Here is a 17,455-nt window from a genome sequence, read left to right on the forward strand (position 1 = left end):
GACTGCGGGTCGGCGTCGAGCGGGAGCAGGCGTACGGGGCCGAGACCGAGCAGTGCCAACGGATCGAGGTACTCCGCGCCGCGGCGCAGGCCCCAGTGCAGGCAGGCCGCGACGGGGCAGCCGGGGTGCCCGGCGACGAGGGTGCCGATCCGTTCGCCGGTGGCGACCGTGTCCCCGGCGTGCACCCGCGGCCGGACCGGCTGGTACGTGGTGCGCAGCCCGTCGGGATGGTGGATGCTGATCACGCCGACTCCGGCGATCGAGCCGGCGAACACGACGGTGCCGGCGCCGGCGGCGAGCACGGGTTCCCCTGGCGTACCGGCGAGGTCGACGCCACGGTGACCGGGCAGCCAGCGTTCCGGCGGTGGGTCGAACCGGCGCACCACCCGCGGCGTGCCGGGCAGTGGCCAGCGGTAGCCGGTGTGCGGGCCGGTGGTCGATTCCGGCGCGGGCTCGGGGCCGCCGTGCGCGGGGCCACCGGTGACGGCGACTCCCGCGGCGGTGACGGCCACGCCCGCGGCGGTGGCGACGGCGACCCGGACCGGCCAGCGTCGGGCGGGTGGCTCCGTGCGGACCAGGCGGGGCCTTCCCGGCGTACGCGGTGGTGACGGCCACTCGTCGCCCGCGACCCGGCGTACGTCGGGCGTGGCGCAACAGGGCGGTCGGGCGAACCGGTGCCGGACCAGCTGGACGGCACGTCGCAGCCAGCCGGTGAGCCGGTGCGGTCGACGGTAACGAGGATTCCGGGTCAGCGCGATGATCGTTCCCACCCGGCCACCGTGGCTCGCCCGGAACCGGACGCCAACCGCCGGACCGCGATCTGTGGACAGCCGATTCTGGGTGTGGACAAGCCGAAATCGGCGCCGGTTCGTGCTACGCGTGCGCGAGCGTCCGCAGCCGGTCGGCGGCCTCGGCGAGCACCTCCGGCCGCTTGCAGCAGGCGAACCGCACGACGCGCCGGCCGACCTCGACGGAGTCGTAGAAGACCTGGGTCGGCACGGCGACGACGCCGCACCGTTCCGGCAGCGCCCGGCAGAACTCGATGCCGTCGGTACCACCGAGCGGCGTGATGTCCGCCGTGATGAAGTACGTCGCGGCGGACGGGTAGACGCGGAAACCGGCCTCCGCCAGGCCGGCGGCGAGCAGGTCACGGCCCGTCTGCAACCGGTCCCGCAACCCCGTCAGGTACGCCGGGGGCAGGCCCAGCGCGACGGCGACGGCGGGCTGGAGCGGCCCGGCGTTGACGAACGTCAGGAACTGCTTGACCCGCAGTACGGCGGACACCAGCGGGGCCGGTCCGCTGGCCCAGCCGACCTTCCACCCGGTGCACGAGAAGCTCTTGCCGGCGGACGAGATGCGTACGGTCCGCTCGCGCATCCCGGGCAGCCCGGCGAGCGGGATGTGCGGCGCCGGCGCGTCGGTGAAGACCAGATGCTCGTACACCTCGTCCGTCACCGCGTACGTGTCGTGCTCGATGCACAGCTCCGCGATCAGCTCCAGCTCCTCGCGGGTGAACACCTTGCCGGTCGGGTTGTGCGGCGAGTTCACCAGCACCAGCCGGGTTCGCGGCCCGAACGCGGCGCGCAGCTCGTCCGGATCGAACGCGTACCCCGCCCCGTCCGGGCGCAGCGTGACGGGCCGCCGCACCGCGCCCGCCAGCGCGATCGACGCCGCGTACGAGTCGTAGTAGGGCTCGAAGCAGACCACCTCGTCGCCCGCCTCGCACAAACCGAGAATGGCCGCGGCGACCGCTTCCGTCGCCCCCGCCGTCACCACGACCTCCCCGTCCGGGTCGTACGCCAGGCCCCAGTCGCGCTGCTGCTGCGCCGAGACCGCCGCCCGCAGTTCCGGAATGCCCGGACCGGGCGGGTACTGGTTGTGCCCCGTGCGCAGCGCCTCCTCGGCCGCCGCCAGCATCTCCGCCGGTCCGTCCGTGTCGGGGAACCCCTGCCCCAGGTTGATCGCCCCGGTACGCACCGCGAGCGCGGACATCTCCGCGAACACGGTGGTCCCGAACTCGCGCATCCGCACCACCAGCGGATCGGTACCCGTCGTCATGCCCGCCACCCTACGGCCGCCGCCATTACGCCACCCCCGCCGCGCACCGGACCGCCTCGCCGATCGCGGCTCCACCCCAGCCGGGCGCCCCGCCGGCACGAACGTCGCGTCCACCATCGCCGCGGAGCGACGGTCGCCGACCACCAGGACCGACCACCCCGCAGCAGCGCCCGCCTCGGCTGCCGCGGCGCCCGCCAGCCGACCGTGCCGGCCTTCCGGCAAACGTGCCAGCACAGCCACCGCGCCGTCCGTGGGCGCATCGTGCCCTGTCCGCCGGCCGAGCTGCCGCGCCGTCCGCGCGCGCATCGCGCCCTGTCCGCCGGCCGAGCTGCCGCGCCGTCCGCGGGCGCCGGCCGTGCGCCGTGCGGGAGGGCTTGTCGTGCCAAGCCGAGTGGGTGCACGGGACGCTGAACCGGTCGCTCCGTCGGCCGTCGCGGAGATTCGCGGTAATTGATCGCTGTCGATATGCCGACATGTCCGCACGGCCGCCCGTGGGCAGTCCCTCAACCGGTACGAACGGTCTGGCGTCGCGCCGGACGGTGCCCTAGCGTGCCCCGACGTGGCCACACACAGACAGCAGGGACCAGCCGATCCGCCGCCCTCGGACTACTCCGCCGGGGCGTACCGGAACGCCGACTATCCCCATGCCGGACCGGGCTATCCCGCCGACAGCACCGCCGAGCGCCGGTACGCCGAGCGCATCCCGCGCTACCCCGACGGTGCCCCGTCCGGTACCCGTGAGGGCGCCCCGCCGCCCGACGAGGAGCTGCGCCTGATCGCCGACGACCTGCCCGGTGCCCGGCCGAACCCGCCGACCTCGGGCGATCAGTCCGCCCGGTACTCGACACCGACCGCGCCGTCCTCGGGCGAGCAGCCCGGCAACCGGTACACCAGGCCAAACCCGCCGTCCTCGGGCGAGCAGTCCAGCGCCCGGTACGCGGGGTCGAACCCGCCGACCGCGCCGACCTCACCGGCGCCGCCGGCCCGGCCCGTGTCGCCGTCCGCGCCGCCCGTACCGACGGGGGTGTCGGACGAGCCGACCGCCACGTACCCGGCGGCGCGGCCCGCCCCGACACCGCCCCAGCCGCCCACGTCCCAGCAGCCGGCGCCCCAACCGCCCGCCGAGCCGGCACCCCAACCCCAGCCCGCCGCCGCGCCGTACCAGCAGACCCAGCAGGCGCAGCAGCAGCCCGGTACACCGCTGTCGGAGTTGCTGCACGACGCGACGCAGTACACGGAGCCGGTGGGGCCGTACCCGACGACGCCGGCGCCGACGCGCGACGACGGCGTGTACCGGGCGGGTGGCCGGCCGCAGCTCGCGTGGCTGCTCGCCGCGGCGGCGGTGCTGTTCGAGATCCCGGTCGTGTTCGTCCTGGTCCGTTCGCTGGCGGCGTCCGGCATCGTGGTGTCCGGCGTGGTGTCGGGCCTGCTCCTGCTGCCTGGCGTGCCGCTGTTCGCCGCGGGCCTCTACCACCTGTTCTCCGGCCACATCGCGGTACGTCCCGGCGAGGGTGCCGCCGCGCTCACCCGCCGTCCGCTGGCCGTCCTGCTGGTGGGCACCGTCCTGCTGGTGGCCGGCGCGATGGCGGCCGGCTGACCGGGCCGGCGCCGACCGGGCCGCCGCCGCGTACTGCCGCTCGCGGCGTGCGCGGCGGCATCAGTACACTTGCCTCTTGGCGACCACTGCGGTGGTCGACCTCGCGTGTCCGCCATCGGTCGATCCGGTGGATGTCGGCTTCCCGGTCCCGTGTCCGCACGGGCGCCGAGCCGACGCACGGGCACCAGGGCGGTGGCCACCGGTCACCGCGACAACCGGGAAGTACGGGCACGGACCCGTACACGATGTAAGGAGATCTCGGTGGCCGTCGTCACGATGCGACAGCTTCTGGAGAGCGGGGTCCACTTCGGGCACCAGACCCGCCGGTGGAACCCGAAGATGAAGCGGTACATCTTCACCGACCGCAACGGCATCTACATCATCGACCTGCGCCAGACCCTCGACTACATCGAGAAGGCGTACGAGTTCGTCAAGAGCACCGTCGCCCACGGCGGCAACGTGCTGTTCGTCGGCACGAAGAAGCAGGCGCAGGAGGCGATCGCCGAGCAGGCGACGCGCGTCGGCATGCCGTACGTGAACCACCGCTGGCTCGGTGGCATGCTCACGAACTTCAACACGGTGTACAAGCGGCTGCAGCGGATGAAGGAACTGGAGTCGATCGAGCAGATCGGCGCCGACCAGGGGCTGACCAAGAAGGAGCGGCTGTCCCTGCAGCGGGAGAAGACCAAGCTGGAGCGCACTCTGGGCGGTCTGCGCGACATGCAGAAGCTGCCTGCGGCGATCTGGGTGGTGGACACCAAGAAGGAGCACATCGCCGTCGACGAGGCCCGCAAGCTGGGCATCCCGGTGATCGCGATCCTGGACACCAACTGCGACCCGGACGAGGTGGACTACCCGATCCCGGGCAACGACGACGCGATCCGTTCGGCGACGCTGCTCACGCAGGTGATCGCCACCGCGGCCGCGGACGGGCAGATCGCCCGTGCCGGTGCGGCGCTGGGTGACACGGAGAAGCCGGCCGCGACCGGCGCGTCGGCCGAGCCGCTGGCCGAGTGGGAGCGCGAGCTGCTGGAGAACCCGACCCCGGAGGCCGCCGAGAAGCCGGCCCCGGAGCAGGCCGCCGCCGAGTCCGCGGCGCCGGAGCAGGCCGCCGAGAAGCCCGCCGAGGCTGGCGCCGAGTCCTGAGCCTCGCGCATCGAGGCGGTACGAACCACCCGGGCACCGGCACCCACGGGTGCCGGTGCTCCGGCGTTCCGGCGGTCCCGTCGGCGACGCCGCGGCCGGCCCGGCCGGCCACCACTTCAGACAGCACAGACCCATCGGGGACTAGAGAGAGAACCATGGCTGACTTCACCGCCGCGGACGTGAAGAAACTCCGCGACCTCACCGGCGCCGGCATGATGGACAGCAAGAAGGCCCTGACCGAGGCCGACGGCGACTTCGACAAGGCCATCGAGCTGCTCCGTATCAAGGGCGCCAAGGACGTCGACAAGCGCGCCGGCCGTACCGCGGCGAACGGGCTCGTGGCCCAGTCCGGCAACACCCTGCTGGAGCTGAACTGCGAGACCGACTTCGTCGCGAAGAACGGCGCGTTCATCGAGTTCGCGCAGGCGCTCGTCGAGCACGCCGACTCGACCCGTCCGGCCGACCTGGACGCGCTGCTCGCGTCGACGCTGCCCGACGGCCGTACCGTGGCGAAGGCGGTCGAGGAGGAGGCCGCCAAGATCGGCGAGAAGCTCGTCCTCAAGCGCTTCGCCGTGCTGGACGAGCCGGTCGCGGTCTACATGCACCGCAAGAGCCCCGACCTGCCGCCGGCCGTCGGCGTCCTCGTCACGTACGAGGGGGACAACCACGACGCGGTGCGCGCGGCGGCCATGCAGATCGCCGCCATGCGCCCGAAGTACCTGACGCGGGACGAGGTGCCCGCCGACGTCGTCGAGAACGAGCGGCGCGTCGCCGAGCAGACCGCGCGTGAGGAGGGCAAGCCGGAGCAGGCCCTGCCCAAGATCATCGAGGGTCGCGTCAACGCCTACTTCAAGGACTTCGTCCTGCTGGACCAGGCGTCCGTGACCGAGAACAAGAAGAGTGTCAAGCAGGTGCTGGCGGACGCCGGCGTCTCGATCTCGAAGTTCGCCCGCTTCGAGGTCGGCCAGTCCTGACACGGCGCACCCGGCGCCCCCGTCCGGCGGATACCGTCGTTCGGGGGCGCCGTGTCGTACCCGGGGGACCGGCGACGCGTCGAGCGTCTCATCGGGAGGGCAGCGGTCACCGTCGGCCGAGCGGGTCGGTACCGTGCATACCGCATCACGAGAGCCCGAGGGCAGCAGCGGAGGCGAGTGGACATGGCGGCAGGTACCTCAGCGGAGTCGGCACCGGCGCACACGTCGGAGCCGGGCACACCGCCCGCCGGCCGGTACCGTCGGGTCGTCCTGAAGCTGTCCGGCGAGGTGTTCGGCGGTGGCGAGGTCGGCGTCGACCCGGACGTGGTCGCGGATCTCGCCCGCCAGATCGCCCAGGTCGTACGGCGGGGCGTGCAGGTGGCGGTGGTCGTCGGTGGCGGCAACTTCTTCCGCGGCGCGGAGCTGAACCAGCGTGGCATCGACCGCGCCCGCGGCGACTACATGGGCATGCTCGGCACGGTGATGAACTGCCTGGCGTTGCAGGACTTCCTGGAGAAGCTCGGGATCGAGACGCGGGTGCAGACGGCGATCACGATGGGCCAGGTGGCCGAGCCGTACATTCCGCGGCGCGCGATCCGGCACCTGGAGAAGGGCCGCGTGGTGATCTTCGGCGCCGGCGCCGGCATGCCGTACTTCACGACCGACACGGTCGCCGCCCAGCGTGCCCTGGAGATCAAGGCGGACGTGGTCCTGATGAGCAAGAACGGCGTGGACGGGGTCTACACCGCCGACCCGCGGATCGACCCGACCGCGACGAAGGTGGACTCGATGAGCCTGGCCGAGGCGTTGCAGCGCGGCCTGACGGTCGCCGACGCCGCCGCGTTCAGCATGTGCGCCCAGAACGGGCTGCCCATGCTCGTGTTCGGCGCGGAGGGCACGGACACCGTCGTGCACGCCATCCTGGGGGAGAAGATCGGCACTCTGCTGACGCCGGGCCAGCCCGCCTGACGCGGGCCACGACGTACGTTCCACCGTCCGAGGTCCGGGCCCGCATCCGGTCACGGTCGGCGACAATCTCCGACAAGACCGCGCCTAAGGAGGCGACGAAGTGATCGACGACACACTCCTCGAAGCCGAGGAGAAGATGGAACGGGCGATCGACCACGCGAAGGAGGACTTCGCCACGGTCCGCACCGGCCGGGCGAACCCCGCGATGTTCTCCAAGATCATCGTCGAGTACTACGGCGCGCCCACGCCGCTGCCGCAGCTTGCCTCCATCGCCATTCCGGAGGCGCGGATGGCGATCGTCAAGCCGTACGACGCGTCCCAGATCGGCGTGATGGAGCGCGCGATCCGCGACTCCGATCTCGGTGTCAACCCCAACAACGAGGGCACCCAGCTGCGGATCAACTTCCCGCCGCTGACCGAGGAGCGTCGCCGCGACATGATCAAGGTGGTACGCGGCAAGGGCGAGGACGCCAAGGTCGCCATCCGCAACGTGCGCCGCAAGGCCAAGGAGGAGCTGGACCGCATCGTCCGCGACGGTGAGGCCGGCGAGGACGAGGTGCGCCGCGCGGAGAAGGATCTGGAGGACACGACGCACAGGTTCATCGCGAGCGTCGACGAGATCCTGAAGCACAAGGAAGCCGAGCTTCTCGAGGTCTGATGGCGAGTATCGGACCGTACTCCTTCGAGCCGCAGCCCAGCGGGCGCGGCCGGCACCGTGCGCCCGATCCGGACCCGGACGGGCCGGTTCGCCGTCCTCCGGAACCGGCGCCCGGCCCACCGGCCGAACCGCGCTGGGACGGGCCGTCCTGGGACGAGCCCGCCGCGCCGGGACGGGACGAGTCGGCCGGCCCGCGCTGGGACGAGACGGCCGAGCAGGCCGTCCCGCCGGTGCGCGCGGACCGGCCGCCCGAGCCCACCGGGTACGCCGCGCCACCGGCGCCTGCCCCGGTACCGGCGGAGGCCGTACCGGTGCCGGCGCCGCCGGTGGATCCGCCCGCCGCGCCGCCGGAGTCCGGTAAGCCGCGGGCGGGTCGTAACCTGCCGGCGGCGATCGGCGTGGGCGTCGGTCTCGGTGTGGTGGTGCTCGCGTCGCTGTTCCTCTGGCGCCCGGCGTTCCTGGGCGTGGTGGCGGTCGGCGTGGTGGTGGGCACCTGGGAGACGGTCCGGGCGTTCGGTCGTGCGGCCGAGCCGGAGAAGCGCACCCGCCCACCGCTGGTACCGCTGCTGGTCGGTGCGGTCGCGATGCAGGGGCTCGCCTGGTTCGGCGGGCTGGAGGCGCTGACCATCGGTCTGGTCTTCACCCTGACCGCCGTGCTCATCTGGCGGCTCGCGGACGGTCCGCCGGGCTTCCGGCGGGACGTGACGTCCGCGGCGCTGATCGCGGCGTACGTGCCGTTCCTGGCCGGCTTCGGCACCCTGCTGGCCCGCCCGGAGGACGGCGCCGAGCGCATCGTCGCGGCCCTCGCCATGGTCGTCCTCAGCGACACCGGCGGGTACGCGGTGGGCGTGTTCCTGGGTCGGCACAAGATGGCGCCGCGGATCAGCCCGGGCAAGTCCTGGGAGGGTTTCGCGGGCTCGGTGGTCACGACGGCCATCGGCGGCGCCGTCCTGCTGTTGCTCCTCTTCCACGTACCGGTGTGGTGGGGGGCGTTGTTCGGTGTGGCGGTGAGTCTCGCGTCGGTCCTGGGTGATCTGGTCGAGTCGATGATCAAGCGCGACCTGGGCATCAAGGACATGGGCCACCTGCTTCCCGGCCACGGCGGCGTGATGGACCGGCTGGACTCGATCCTGTTCGCGGTACCGGTGTCGTTCGCGCTGCTCAGCGTGCTCGCACCGGCGGCCGGATGAGAGGCGTGTGGTGAACATCCTGCCGGGGCGGGCAATCGTGCGTGGGCGTGGGACACTGGCGGAGTCATGACAGCCCTGCCCTTGATCGCCGAGCCCCGCGACCGGCGCCGCACCCCCACACCCCGGCATCTCGCCGACCTCGACATGTCGGCACGCCGGGACGCCGTGGTCGCGCTCGGTGAGCCGGCGTTCCGCGCCAACCAGCTCTCCAAGCACTACTTCGACCGGCTGGTCGACCCGTCCGCGCCGGACGTCGCCGAACAGCTGACCGACATCCCCGCCGCCGCCCGGTCCCGGCTCGCCGCCGAGCTGTTGCCGGTCCTCGCCACTCCGGTGCGGCGGATGACGGCGGACGCCGGCGCCACCCACAAGACGCTCTGGCGGCTGACCGACGGCGCGCTCGTGGAGAGCGTCGCGATGGGCTACCCGGACCGGGTGACGGTCTGCGTGTCCTCGCAGGCCGGCTGCGGCATGGCCTGCCCGTTCTGTGCCACCGGGCAGGGGGGCCTCACCCGTAACCTGTCGACCGGCGAGATCGTGGAGCAGGTGGTGGCCGCCGCCCGGCTCGCGGCGTCCGGCGGCCTGGCCGGATCGCCGCAGCGGTTGTCCCGTGTGGTGTTCATGGGCATGGGCGAGCCACTGGCCAACTACAACCGGGTGATCACCGCGGTGCGCAGGATCACCGAGCCGTCCCCCACCGGGCTCGGCCTGTCGCAGCGGCATGTCACCGTGTCCACCGTGGGTCTGGTACCGGCGATCCGGCGCCTGACCGACGAAGAGATGAACGTCACGCTCGCGGTCTCCCTGCACGCGCCCGACGATGAGCTTCGCGACGAGCTGGTACCGGTGAACAACCGGTGGAAGGTCGCCGAGGTACTGGACGCGGCATGGGACTATGCGTCGCGAACGGGACGGCGGGTGTCGATCGAGTACGCAATGATTCGGGATGTGAATGACCAGCCATGGCGGGCCGACCTGCTGGGTCGACTGCTGTCCGATCGGCTGGCACACGTCAACCTCATCCCGCTCAACCCGACGCCGGGCAGCCGGTGGGACGCGAGTCCCAAGCCGGTCGAACAGGAGTTCGTCCGGCGGTTGCGGTCCGCTGGTGTGCCGACGACGGTGCGGGACACCCGGGGTCGGGAGATTGACGGTGCGTGTGGACAGCTTGCGGCTGCGGAGGTGGGCGAGTGAGTCAACAGGGTCAACGGTTCCGCCGGCGCGCGCTGCGGCGTGGCTACAAGGTCGACGAGGTCGACGAGTTCCTGGAACGCGTTGAGGCCACCCTGGCCGGTCAGCCCCTCGGGGCCCCGGTGTCCTCGCGGGACGTCCACGACTTCGTCTTCCGGGTCCGGTTCGGCGGGTACGACGAGTGGCAGGTCGACATGCACCTCGACCGGGTGGAGCGTCAGCTCGCCGCGTTCGAGGAGGGCGGCGGTGCCCCGGTCCAGGCCGAGCCGGCGCAGCTGGCGTCCGGCGGTTCGGCGTTCGCGCTGCCGCCGGGCGATCCGAACTTCGGCGCCCCGCACCACGACCCCGTCCCGCAGCACGACCCGTACGCGCCGGACGACCGCCCGCAGTATCCGCAGGACGACCGCGCGCCGTACGACGACCGCCCGCAGTATCCGCAGGACGACCGCGCGCCGTACGACGACCGTCCGCAGTACCCGCACGACGACCGTCCGCAGTACGACGACCGGCCGCAGTATCCGCAGGACGACCGGCCCCGGCCGATGCGCGAGGACGAGCCGACGATGATCCGGCCCGGTCGGGCCACCGCGTCGGTACCGTCCGGGCAGCCGATGCCGGGTCAGGACCGACCCACGTCCGGTGCGCCCATGCCGACCGGCCGCGCCGGCGCGCACCACCCGGTGCAGCCGCAGCAGGAGGACTTCACCCAGAAGCTGCCGCCCGTCGGCGGTGGGTACGAGTCCGGCCCGGAGTACCCGAAGACGAGCGGCCGGCGCTTCGACCGCGAATCCCAGCGGTACGAGGACACCAGCCGGTACGAGCCGGAGCCTCCGCGGTTCGCCCCGGAGCAGCGGTACGAGCAGCCCCGCGGTGGGTACGAGCCGCAGGGCTACGACGACCGGCGGTACGAGCCGGAGCCGCAGCCGCCGCGGTTCGAGCCGACCGGTGAGATCCGGCGCGCCGAGCCGGAGCCGCCGCACCGCGGCTACGACCAGGCGTACGAGGCGCCGCAGCCGGCAGCCAACCGGTTCGAGACGGGCTTCGAGCCGGGTCGGCACGGCAAGGTCGACATGACGACCGAGATCCCGGCCGTCGACTCGCCGTTCACCCCGGACGACCTGCACCACCTGGAGCAGGTCCGCCGCACGTTCCAGGTGCGACGGTTCGGCAGCGGGTACGACCCGCAGCAGGTGAACCGGCTGTTCGACGCGATCGCGGCGACCATGTCGGGTCGTTCGAGCGTGCAGGTCTCCGACAGCGAACTCGACCCGGGCCAGTTCAGCCTGGTGCAGGGCGGGCTGTTCGAGGCCGAGGTGGACGGGGCGCTGCGCGACGTGCGGGACATGTTCGCCCGCCGCGGCATCGCCCGCTGAACCGGATCCCGGCGAGGGGAAGCGTCGGGATCGTCCGGTCGCGCGTCACCACCGTTCCGTCGTACGGGAGGGCCCGGGGATCATCCCGGGCCTCCCGTCACGTCCTGGCCGACTCAGCGCCGACTCGGCGCGATGCGCGCGCATTCGCTTACGTACCAACGCAAGGCGTACGGCGCTGTCGCCGGGGCGTACCCGGGGATTGTCGTCGACGGGCATGCGGATGTCCGGGGATCCGACGGCCCGGGGCTGTGATGTGACGGTGTCAGGCCGTCGGACGCGAGGTGCCGCACGCCGGCCTGGGCGGGCGCAGAGTGCTTGATCGTCCGGTTGCGAGTTGTTGCGGGCCGACCGGCGCGGCCGGCGTACGGCCATGGCCCGGCGGAGGCCGACGGCGCGATGATTCCGGTTGATGCGGGCGGTCAGGCGGTGCGGCTCCGCGCCGTCAGGCATCGCCGCGCCGTCAGGCATCGCCGCGCCGTCATACGGTGCTGACGGACGGTCTTGCGTCGTGAGACGACGAGGTCCCGGGCCGTGGAGCGTGGCCCGGGACCGTGGTCGGTGCGGCGGCGGATGCGCCGCGGGAGGTCAGCGACGGAAGCCGTTCTTCCTCAGCAGCCAGTCGACGACCACGGCGAGCACGAGGATCGCGGCGGTGACGACCAGGAAGACGTCCTCGACGTGACCCTGCTGGTTCCCGATCAACATCAGCAGGCAGATGGCGGCGCAGATGATCGCGCCGGCGCGGGCGGCCTTGCGGCTGATCGGCTTGCGCTGGTCGGGCGACGTGATCTGCTCGGACGATCCGGACACGGGACAGCCTCCTGGGACGCGTGAACGGTCCCAGTCTGGCATGAGGCCGGGCGGGACGTTGCGGAGACCCTGCCGATCTTCGGGACGTGCCGATCTTCGGCTCACCCGGGTGGCCGTCCGGTGCGCCGGGGTCCGCACTAGGCTGGGGGCTCGTCCGTCGGCCCGGTCGACGGTTGGCGGAGATGCCCGCGTCGCCGGCGGGAACACGAGTCGTACGAACGGGAGGACCGTGCGGTGCGAGTGACGGGTACCGGTCACGCGAGCATGTTCATCGAGACGGGTGCCGGCAGCATCCTGTGCGACCCGTGGGTCAACCCGGCGTACTTCGCGTCGTGGTTCCCGTTCCCGGACAACTCGGGCCTCGACTGGGACCGGCTCGGCCAGGCCGACTACCTGTACGTGTCGCACCTGCACCGGGACCACTTCGACGCGAAGAACCTGCGCGAGCGCATCTCGAAGAAGACGACGGTGCTGCTGCCGGCGTACCCGACGACGGAGCTCCGGGACGAGCTGGCGGAGCTGGGCTTCCGCAACTTCATCGAGACCACCAGCGACGAGGTCATGGAGCTGGACGGTGGCCTGAAGGTCATGATCCAGGCGCTGACCAGCCCGACGGACGGGCCGATCGGCGACTCGTCGCTGTGGGTGGAGTACGACGGGGTCCGGCTGCTCAACCAGAACGACGCGCGCCCCACCGACCTGTCGGTCTTCCGGGACCTCGGCCACGTGCACGCGCACATGCTCCAGTTCTCCGGCGCCATCTGGTACCCGATGGTCTACGAGCTGCCGCAGGCGGCGAAGACGGCGTTCGGCAAGCAGAAGCGGGCCCGGCAGTTCGACCGGACGGTGCGCTACATCGACGATCTGAAGGCGAGCTGGGTGTTCCCGATCGCGGGCCCGCCGTGCTTCCTGGACGACGAGTTGTGGCAGTTCAACGACATCTTCGGCGACGAGGGGAACATCTTCCCGGACCAGCAGGTGTTCGTGGACCATCTGCGCGAGCTGGGGTACGAGAACGCGGTGATCCCGCTGCCCGGCACCGAGGTGGAGCTGACCGCGGACGGCTGCGACGTGCACCAGCCGGTGCCCGACGTCCGCGAGTTCTTCGCGAACAAGGAGCAGCACCTGCGGGAGTACCGCGAGCGGCAGCGGGTCGTGATCGAGGCGGAGAAGGCGTCCTGGTCGCATCCGGAGATCGACGTGCTGGCCGGCATGAAGGAGCGGATCGAGCCGATCCTCGTCGAGGCCGAGCAGATGGCGAAGGGTATCGGCGGGCCGGTCCGGTTCGACCTGGTCACCGGCAAGGACGGCGACGGCGAGGCCGAGCAGGTCGAGTCGATCGTGGTGGACTTCGTGGACCGCCAGGTCCGGCCGTACGCGGGGGAGAAGGTCCGGTACCGGTTCCGTACCGAGCGGCGCCTGGTGGAGCACCTGCTGTACATCGGCGAGGTCGACTGGGTGAACAGCCTGTTCCTGTCGTGCCGGTTCTCCGCGGCGCGGATCGGCCAGTACAACGAGTTCGTGTACGCGTTCTTCAAGTGCCTGTCCGAGGAGCGGATCAACTACGCCGAGGGCTGGTTCGCGGAGCAGAAGCCGGACGCCGAGGACGTCGTACTGGGTGACTGGGTGGTGCAGCGGCGTTGCCCGCACCTGAAGGCGGACCTGACCCGGTTCGGCAAGATCGAGGACGGCGTGCTGACCTGCCAGATGCACGGCTGGAAGTTCGATCTGGCGTCGGGGCGCTGCATCACCAGCGTCGGGCACGAGATCCGGTCCAGCCGGCGCGAGGCTTCTGCGGACAAGAGCTGACCGCGACCCGGCCTACGGTCGGGACATGGCAGAACAGGTTCAGGTGACGTTCGACGCCGCCGTGCCGGCGCGGCTGGCGGAGTTCTGGGCGCTCGCCCTCGGGTACGTGGAACAGCCACCGCCGCCCGGCTTCTCCTCGTGGGAGGAGTTCGGTGCGGCGATGGGCATCGAGAAGAGCGTCGACGACATCGCGGCGGTCGTCGACCCGGACCGGGCCGGCCCGCGCCTGCTGTTCCTCCGCGTACCGGAGGGCAAGACGGCGAAGAACCGGATGCACCTGGACGTGCAGGTGACCCAGGGCGACCGGAGTCCGGAGGCGTGGCGCCGCGCGGAGGAGCACGCGACGAGGCTCGTGGCGGCGGGCGCGCGGCGGCTGTGGGTGACGGACGAGCCGGGCGGCCGGGCGATCGTACTGGCGGACCCGGAGGGCAACGAGTTCTGCGTGACCTGACCGTCAGGTGTCGGTGCGGATGGTGGGGTTGAGCGCGAGCAGCTCCTCGCGTACCTGGTCGGGGTCGGGGTAGCCGACGGGGAACGGGAAGCCGAGGACGCGGTCGGCGGGCTGGATCCAGACGGTGGCGAGGAACCAGCGGTTCGTGCCGCCGGTCCAGCGGCCGGCGACGGCGCCGATCGCGTCGGCGGCCATGGTGGTCCGGCGCAGCGGTCCGAGGAACGTGACGGTGCGCGCGTCCGGGTCGAGCCGTACGGCCCAGGGCAGGCGCAGCCAGGCGAGCGCCCAGACGACGCCGAAGACCAGCAGCGTCCAGGCGAGCGGGCCGCCCGCGCGGAGTACCGCGTCGAGGCCGACGGCGCCGACGAACACCCCGACGAGTACGGGGAGGAGCACGCCGACGACGCCGCTCGCGCGCAGCCGGTACGTGGTGGTCATGCCGGTCAGCCTACGGGGAAAGCGGCGAGTCGGGAGTTTCGGTCCGGTCCACATTGTGGGTCAACGCTGGTGCGCCGGCCTACCCGTGGGTACGGTCCCGGACAGCCCCCTCCTCAGGAGTTCGTCGTGTCTGTCGCCACCGGTTCGGTGCCCGCCACCCGCCTGTCCCCGCGGGGCCGGCGGGCCGTCTTCGGCGCCTGGTTCGGCTTCTTCGTCGACCTGTTCGACATCTACCTACCGGTCATCGCGCTCGCCCCCGCCAACGCGTACTTCGCCGCCACCGGCGTCTCCGCGACCACCTCGGCGATCATCGACGCCAGCGTGTTCGCCGCGACGCTGGTCGGCCGGCCGCTCGGTGCGCTGCTGTTCGGCCACTTCGCCGACCGGATCGGCCGCCGCCGCATCTCCGTACTCTCGGTCGTCGGGTTCTCCGTGGTGACGCTGCTGATCGCGGCGCTGCCCGGGTACCGGCAGATCGGCATCGCGGCGGTCGTCCTGCTGATCGCGCTGCGCTTCCTGGACGGACTGTTCCTGGGCGGGGAGTACACGGCGGCGACGCCGCTGGCGATGGAGTACAGCCCGAAGTACCGGCGGGGGTTCGTCGGCGGGATCATCTCCACCGGCTTCCCGGTGGCGTACTGCGCGATCTCGTTGCTGACGCTGGGGATGCTGCAGATCGTCCCGGCCGGCGACCTCGACAGCCCGTACGTGCGGTGGGGCTGGCGGGTGCTGTTCGTGATCGGCGCGGCGGTCTCCCTCGCCTTCGCCCTCTGGTACGCGAAGCGGGTGCCGGAGTCGGAGGCGTGGCAGCGCGCCGAGAAGAAGGCGCGCACGCCCGTCAAGGAACTGCTGACCGGCCAGTCCGGGCGCAACTTCGCGCAGGTGTTCGTGCTCATGACGGGCATGTGGCTGACCTCGTACATGTTGACGGCGGTGTTGCCGAAGCTGCTCGCGTCGCCGGTCGGCCTCGGTTCGACCCGGATCACGGCGATCCTCGTGGTGGCCAACGCGGTCGTCGCCTTCTGGTACCTGGGCTCGGGGATCGCGTCGCAACGGATCGGCCGGCGTACGACGCTGATGGTGGGCGGGGCGGCCAGCGCCGTGCTCGCCCCGTTCGGGTACGCGCTGGTCGTGTCCGGCCGGGTCGGCTCGTTCCCGCTGCTGCTGGTGCTCGTCGTGCTGGTCACGGTGCTGATGAGCACCCAGTGGGGCTGCATCACCACGTACCTGAACGAGCGGTTCAGCGTCGGCGTGCGCGCGTCCGGCTACGGGCTGGGGTACAGCCTGGGCATGGTCGTGCCGGCGTTCTACGCCTTCTACCAGGCCGGGCTGGAGAGCCTGGTGCCCGCGCGGTACACGGCGGTGGTGCTGCTGGCGCTCGGCGGGGTGCTGACCGTGATCGGCGCGTCCCTCGGCCCGGACACCCGGGAGAACGACCTCGCCGCCTGAGCCGCGCCGTACCGCGGGGTGCGGGGGACGGGCGGCACGTGAGAGCCTGCTGCGATGATCGATTTCCGGTCCCGGGTACGGGGATGCCTGCTGGGTGGCGCGATCGGGGACGCGCTCGGCGCGCCGGTGGAGTTCCGGTCGCTGGCCGACATCCGCGCCCGGTGCGGCGACGCCGGCGTCCGCGGATACCTGCCGTACGAGGGGCGTTTCGGCGCCGTCACCGACGACACGCAGATGACGCTGTTCACCGTCGAGGGACTCATCCGCGCCGGCGTACGCACCGACCGCGGCATCGGGTTCACCACCGCGGTGCTGCGCGGCGCGTACGACCGGTGGCTGGACACGCAGACGCTGCCCGGCCCGCCACGGCAGCCCGACGGAGTCCTCGCCGCCCAACCCTGGCTGTACGCCCGGCGCGCGCCCGGCACCACCTGCCTCACCGCGCTGACCAGCGCCCGGAAGGGCGCCGCCACGGACGGGCCGGCCGCCAACGACTCCAAGGGCTGCGGCACCGTCATGCGCAGCGCCCCGTTCGGGCTGCTGCCCGGCCGCGACCCCGGGTACGTGTTCGACCTCGCCGCCACCGCCGCCGGGTACACCCACGGGCACGTGACGGGGCAGCTCGCCGCCGGGGCGTTCGCGGTGCTCGTCGACGGGCTGCGACGCGGCCAGGACCTGCCGACCGCGCTCGCCGGCGCCCGCCGCGTACTGGTGGGTCATGCCGGGCACGAGGAGACGACCGCCGCCCTGGACGCCGCGGTACGGGCCGCGCGCGAGCGCCCCGTCGCCGCCGAGACGGTGGAGTCCCTGGGTGGCGGCTGGATCGCCGAGGAGGCGCTCGCCATCGCCGTGTACGCCGCGCTCGTACACCCCGCGCCGGACCAGGTCACCGACGCGCTCGCGCTGGCCGTGACACACTCCGGCGACAGCGACTCGACCGGTGCGATCTGCGGCAACATCCTCGGCGCCTGGCACGGCGAGGACGCGTTGCCACCGGAGCTGCTGTTCGAGGTGGAGGGGCGCGGCGTACTGGGGGAGCTGGCCGACGACTTCGTCTGGGAGTTCACCGACGCGCGCCGCCGGCTGCACGGCGAGCACGGGCCGCACACCCGCTGGACCACCCGCTACCCCGGCGCCTGACCCTTCCGCACCTCCGATGGTCGCGGGTCCGACGAGCGGGCGGCGGTTGTGGGCCGTGCGGGCGCGGTCGCGGACGTCGGGCCACCCGTCGCTGGCGGCCACGCCGGCAGAGCGGCGGGGCGACCGGCGGCCGGGAAACCGGCCAGCGGTGTCGCGGTCGACGATGGTGCGCAGGTCGGTCGGCCGTGGGGTGCGGTGGTAC

At 72.3% G+C, this 17,455-nt stretch carries 15 protein-coding genes and 1 pseudogene; 12 read left to right on the plus strand and 4 right to left on the minus strand.

What is annotated here, in order from left to right:
• Window positions 1-14: 14 nt before the first annotated feature.
• Together Aru02nite_RS00085 and Aru02nite_RS00090 are read right to left on the minus strand one after the other, a co-directional pair.
• A pseudogene (locus tag Aru02nite_RS00085) lies at window positions 15-578 on the minus strand (murein hydrolase activator EnvC family protein); the annotation flags it as partial.
• Window positions 579-873: 295 nt separating this feature from the next.
• Window positions 874-2,058, minus strand: coding sequence for a pyridoxal phosphate-dependent aminotransferase (locus Aru02nite_RS00090; protein ID WP_203653868.1), 1,185 nt, complete (start codon window positions 2,056-2,058; stop codon window positions 874-876).
• 559 nt (window positions 2,059-2,617) lie between these two features.
• Here Aru02nite_RS00090 and Aru02nite_RS00095 point away from each other — a divergent pair.
• The 8 genes from Aru02nite_RS00095 to Aru02nite_RS00130 all read left to right on the plus strand — a co-directional run bounded on the left by Aru02nite_RS00095 (window position 2,618) and on the right by Aru02nite_RS00130 (window position 11,156).
• The gene (locus Aru02nite_RS00095) at window positions 2,618-3,655 is read left to right on the plus strand and encodes a hypothetical protein (protein WP_203653869.1); all 1,038 of its coding nucleotides are present in this window, start codon (window positions 2,618-2,620) and stop codon (window positions 3,653-3,655) included.
• A 261-nt stretch (window positions 3,656-3,916) separates the two neighbouring features.
• The gene (rpsB, locus tag Aru02nite_RS00100; RefSeq protein WP_203653870.1) at window positions 3,917-4,801 is read left to right on the plus strand and encodes a 30S ribosomal protein S2; all 885 of its coding nucleotides are present in this window, start codon (window positions 3,917-3,919) and stop codon (window positions 4,799-4,801) included.
• A 155-nt stretch (window positions 4,802-4,956) separates the two neighbouring features.
• The gene (gene tsf / locus Aru02nite_RS00105) at window positions 4,957-5,775 is read left to right on the plus strand and encodes a translation elongation factor Ts (RefSeq protein WP_203653871.1); all 819 of its coding nucleotides are present in this window, start codon (window positions 4,957-4,959) and stop codon (window positions 5,773-5,775) included.
• A 183-nt stretch (window positions 5,776-5,958) separates the two neighbouring features.
• Window positions 5,959-6,744, plus strand: coding sequence for a UMP kinase (gene pyrH, locus Aru02nite_RS00110; protein ID WP_203653872.1), 786 nt, complete (start codon window positions 5,959-5,961; stop codon window positions 6,742-6,744).
• Window positions 6,745-6,844: 100 nt separating this feature from the next.
• Entirely contained in the window at window positions 6,845-7,402 is a 558-nt protein-coding gene (gene frr, locus Aru02nite_RS00115) for a ribosome recycling factor (RefSeq protein ID WP_203653874.1), read from the plus strand.
• On the plus strand, window positions 7,402-8,592 hold the full coding sequence (locus tag Aru02nite_RS00120; protein WP_203653875.1) for a phosphatidate cytidylyltransferase: 1,191 nt from the start codon (window positions 7,402-7,404) through the stop codon (window positions 8,590-8,592). Before frr ends, Aru02nite_RS00120 begins: the two co-directional genes overlap by 1 nt.
• Before the next feature lie 66 nt (window positions 8,593-8,658).
• A complete protein-coding gene (gene rlmN / locus Aru02nite_RS00125; RefSeq protein WP_203653876.1) occupies window positions 8,659-9,786 on the plus strand; it encodes a dual-specificity RNA methyltransferase RlmN in 1,128 nt (375 codons plus the stop codon).
• A complete protein-coding gene (locus tag Aru02nite_RS00130; protein ID WP_203653877.1) occupies window positions 9,783-11,156 on the plus strand; it encodes a DivIVA domain-containing protein in 1,374 nt (457 codons plus the stop codon). The genes rlmN and Aru02nite_RS00130 overlap by 4 nt, the downstream gene beginning before the upstream one ends.
• A gap of 585 nt (window positions 11,157-11,741) precedes the next feature.
• Here the strand turns inward: Aru02nite_RS00130 and Aru02nite_RS00135 are convergent.
• Window positions 11,742-11,966: a DUF2631 domain-containing protein gene (locus Aru02nite_RS00135; RefSeq protein WP_239076214.1), complete on the minus strand. Its 225-nt coding sequence runs from the start codon at window positions 11,964-11,966 to the stop codon at window positions 11,742-11,744.
• Window positions 11,967-12,200: 234 nt separating this feature from the next.
• Here Aru02nite_RS00135 and Aru02nite_RS00140 point away from each other — a divergent pair, with 234 nt between their 5' ends.
• Window positions 12,201-13,775 (plus strand): Rieske 2Fe-2S domain-containing protein, encoded by a 1,575-nt coding sequence (locus tag Aru02nite_RS00140; RefSeq protein WP_203653879.1) that lies wholly within the window; start codon window positions 12,201-12,203, stop codon window positions 13,773-13,775.
• A gap of 25 nt (window positions 13,776-13,800) precedes the next feature.
• Window positions 13,801-14,226, plus strand: coding sequence for a VOC family protein (locus tag Aru02nite_RS00145; protein ID WP_203653880.1), 426 nt, complete (start codon window positions 13,801-13,803; stop codon window positions 14,224-14,226).
• A 3-nt stretch (window positions 14,227-14,229) separates the two neighbouring features.
• Here Aru02nite_RS00145 and Aru02nite_RS00150 read toward each other — a convergent pair whose 3' ends face one another.
• Entirely contained in the window at window positions 14,230-14,664 is a 435-nt protein-coding gene (locus Aru02nite_RS00150; RefSeq protein ID WP_203653882.1) for a hypothetical protein, read from the minus strand.
• A 126-nt stretch (window positions 14,665-14,790) separates the two neighbouring features.
• On the opposite strand from Aru02nite_RS00150, the gene Aru02nite_RS00155 reads away from it, so the two are divergent.
• The gene (locus Aru02nite_RS00155) at window positions 14,791-16,113 is read left to right on the plus strand and encodes an MFS transporter (protein ID WP_203653884.1); all 1,323 of its coding nucleotides are present in this window, start codon (window positions 14,791-14,793) and stop codon (window positions 16,111-16,113) included.
• A gap of 54 nt (window positions 16,114-16,167) precedes the next feature.
• The gene (locus Aru02nite_RS00160; protein ID WP_203653885.1) at window positions 16,168-17,253 is read left to right on the plus strand and encodes an ADP-ribosylglycohydrolase family protein; all 1,086 of its coding nucleotides are present in this window, start codon (window positions 16,168-16,170) and stop codon (window positions 17,251-17,253) included.
• Window positions 17,254-17,455 lie beyond the last annotated feature (202 nt).

Source organism: Actinocatenispora rupis (assembly GCF_016861975.1).
Lineage (GTDB): Bacteria > Actinomycetota > Actinomycetes > Mycobacteriales > Micromonosporaceae > Actinocatenispora > Actinocatenispora rupis.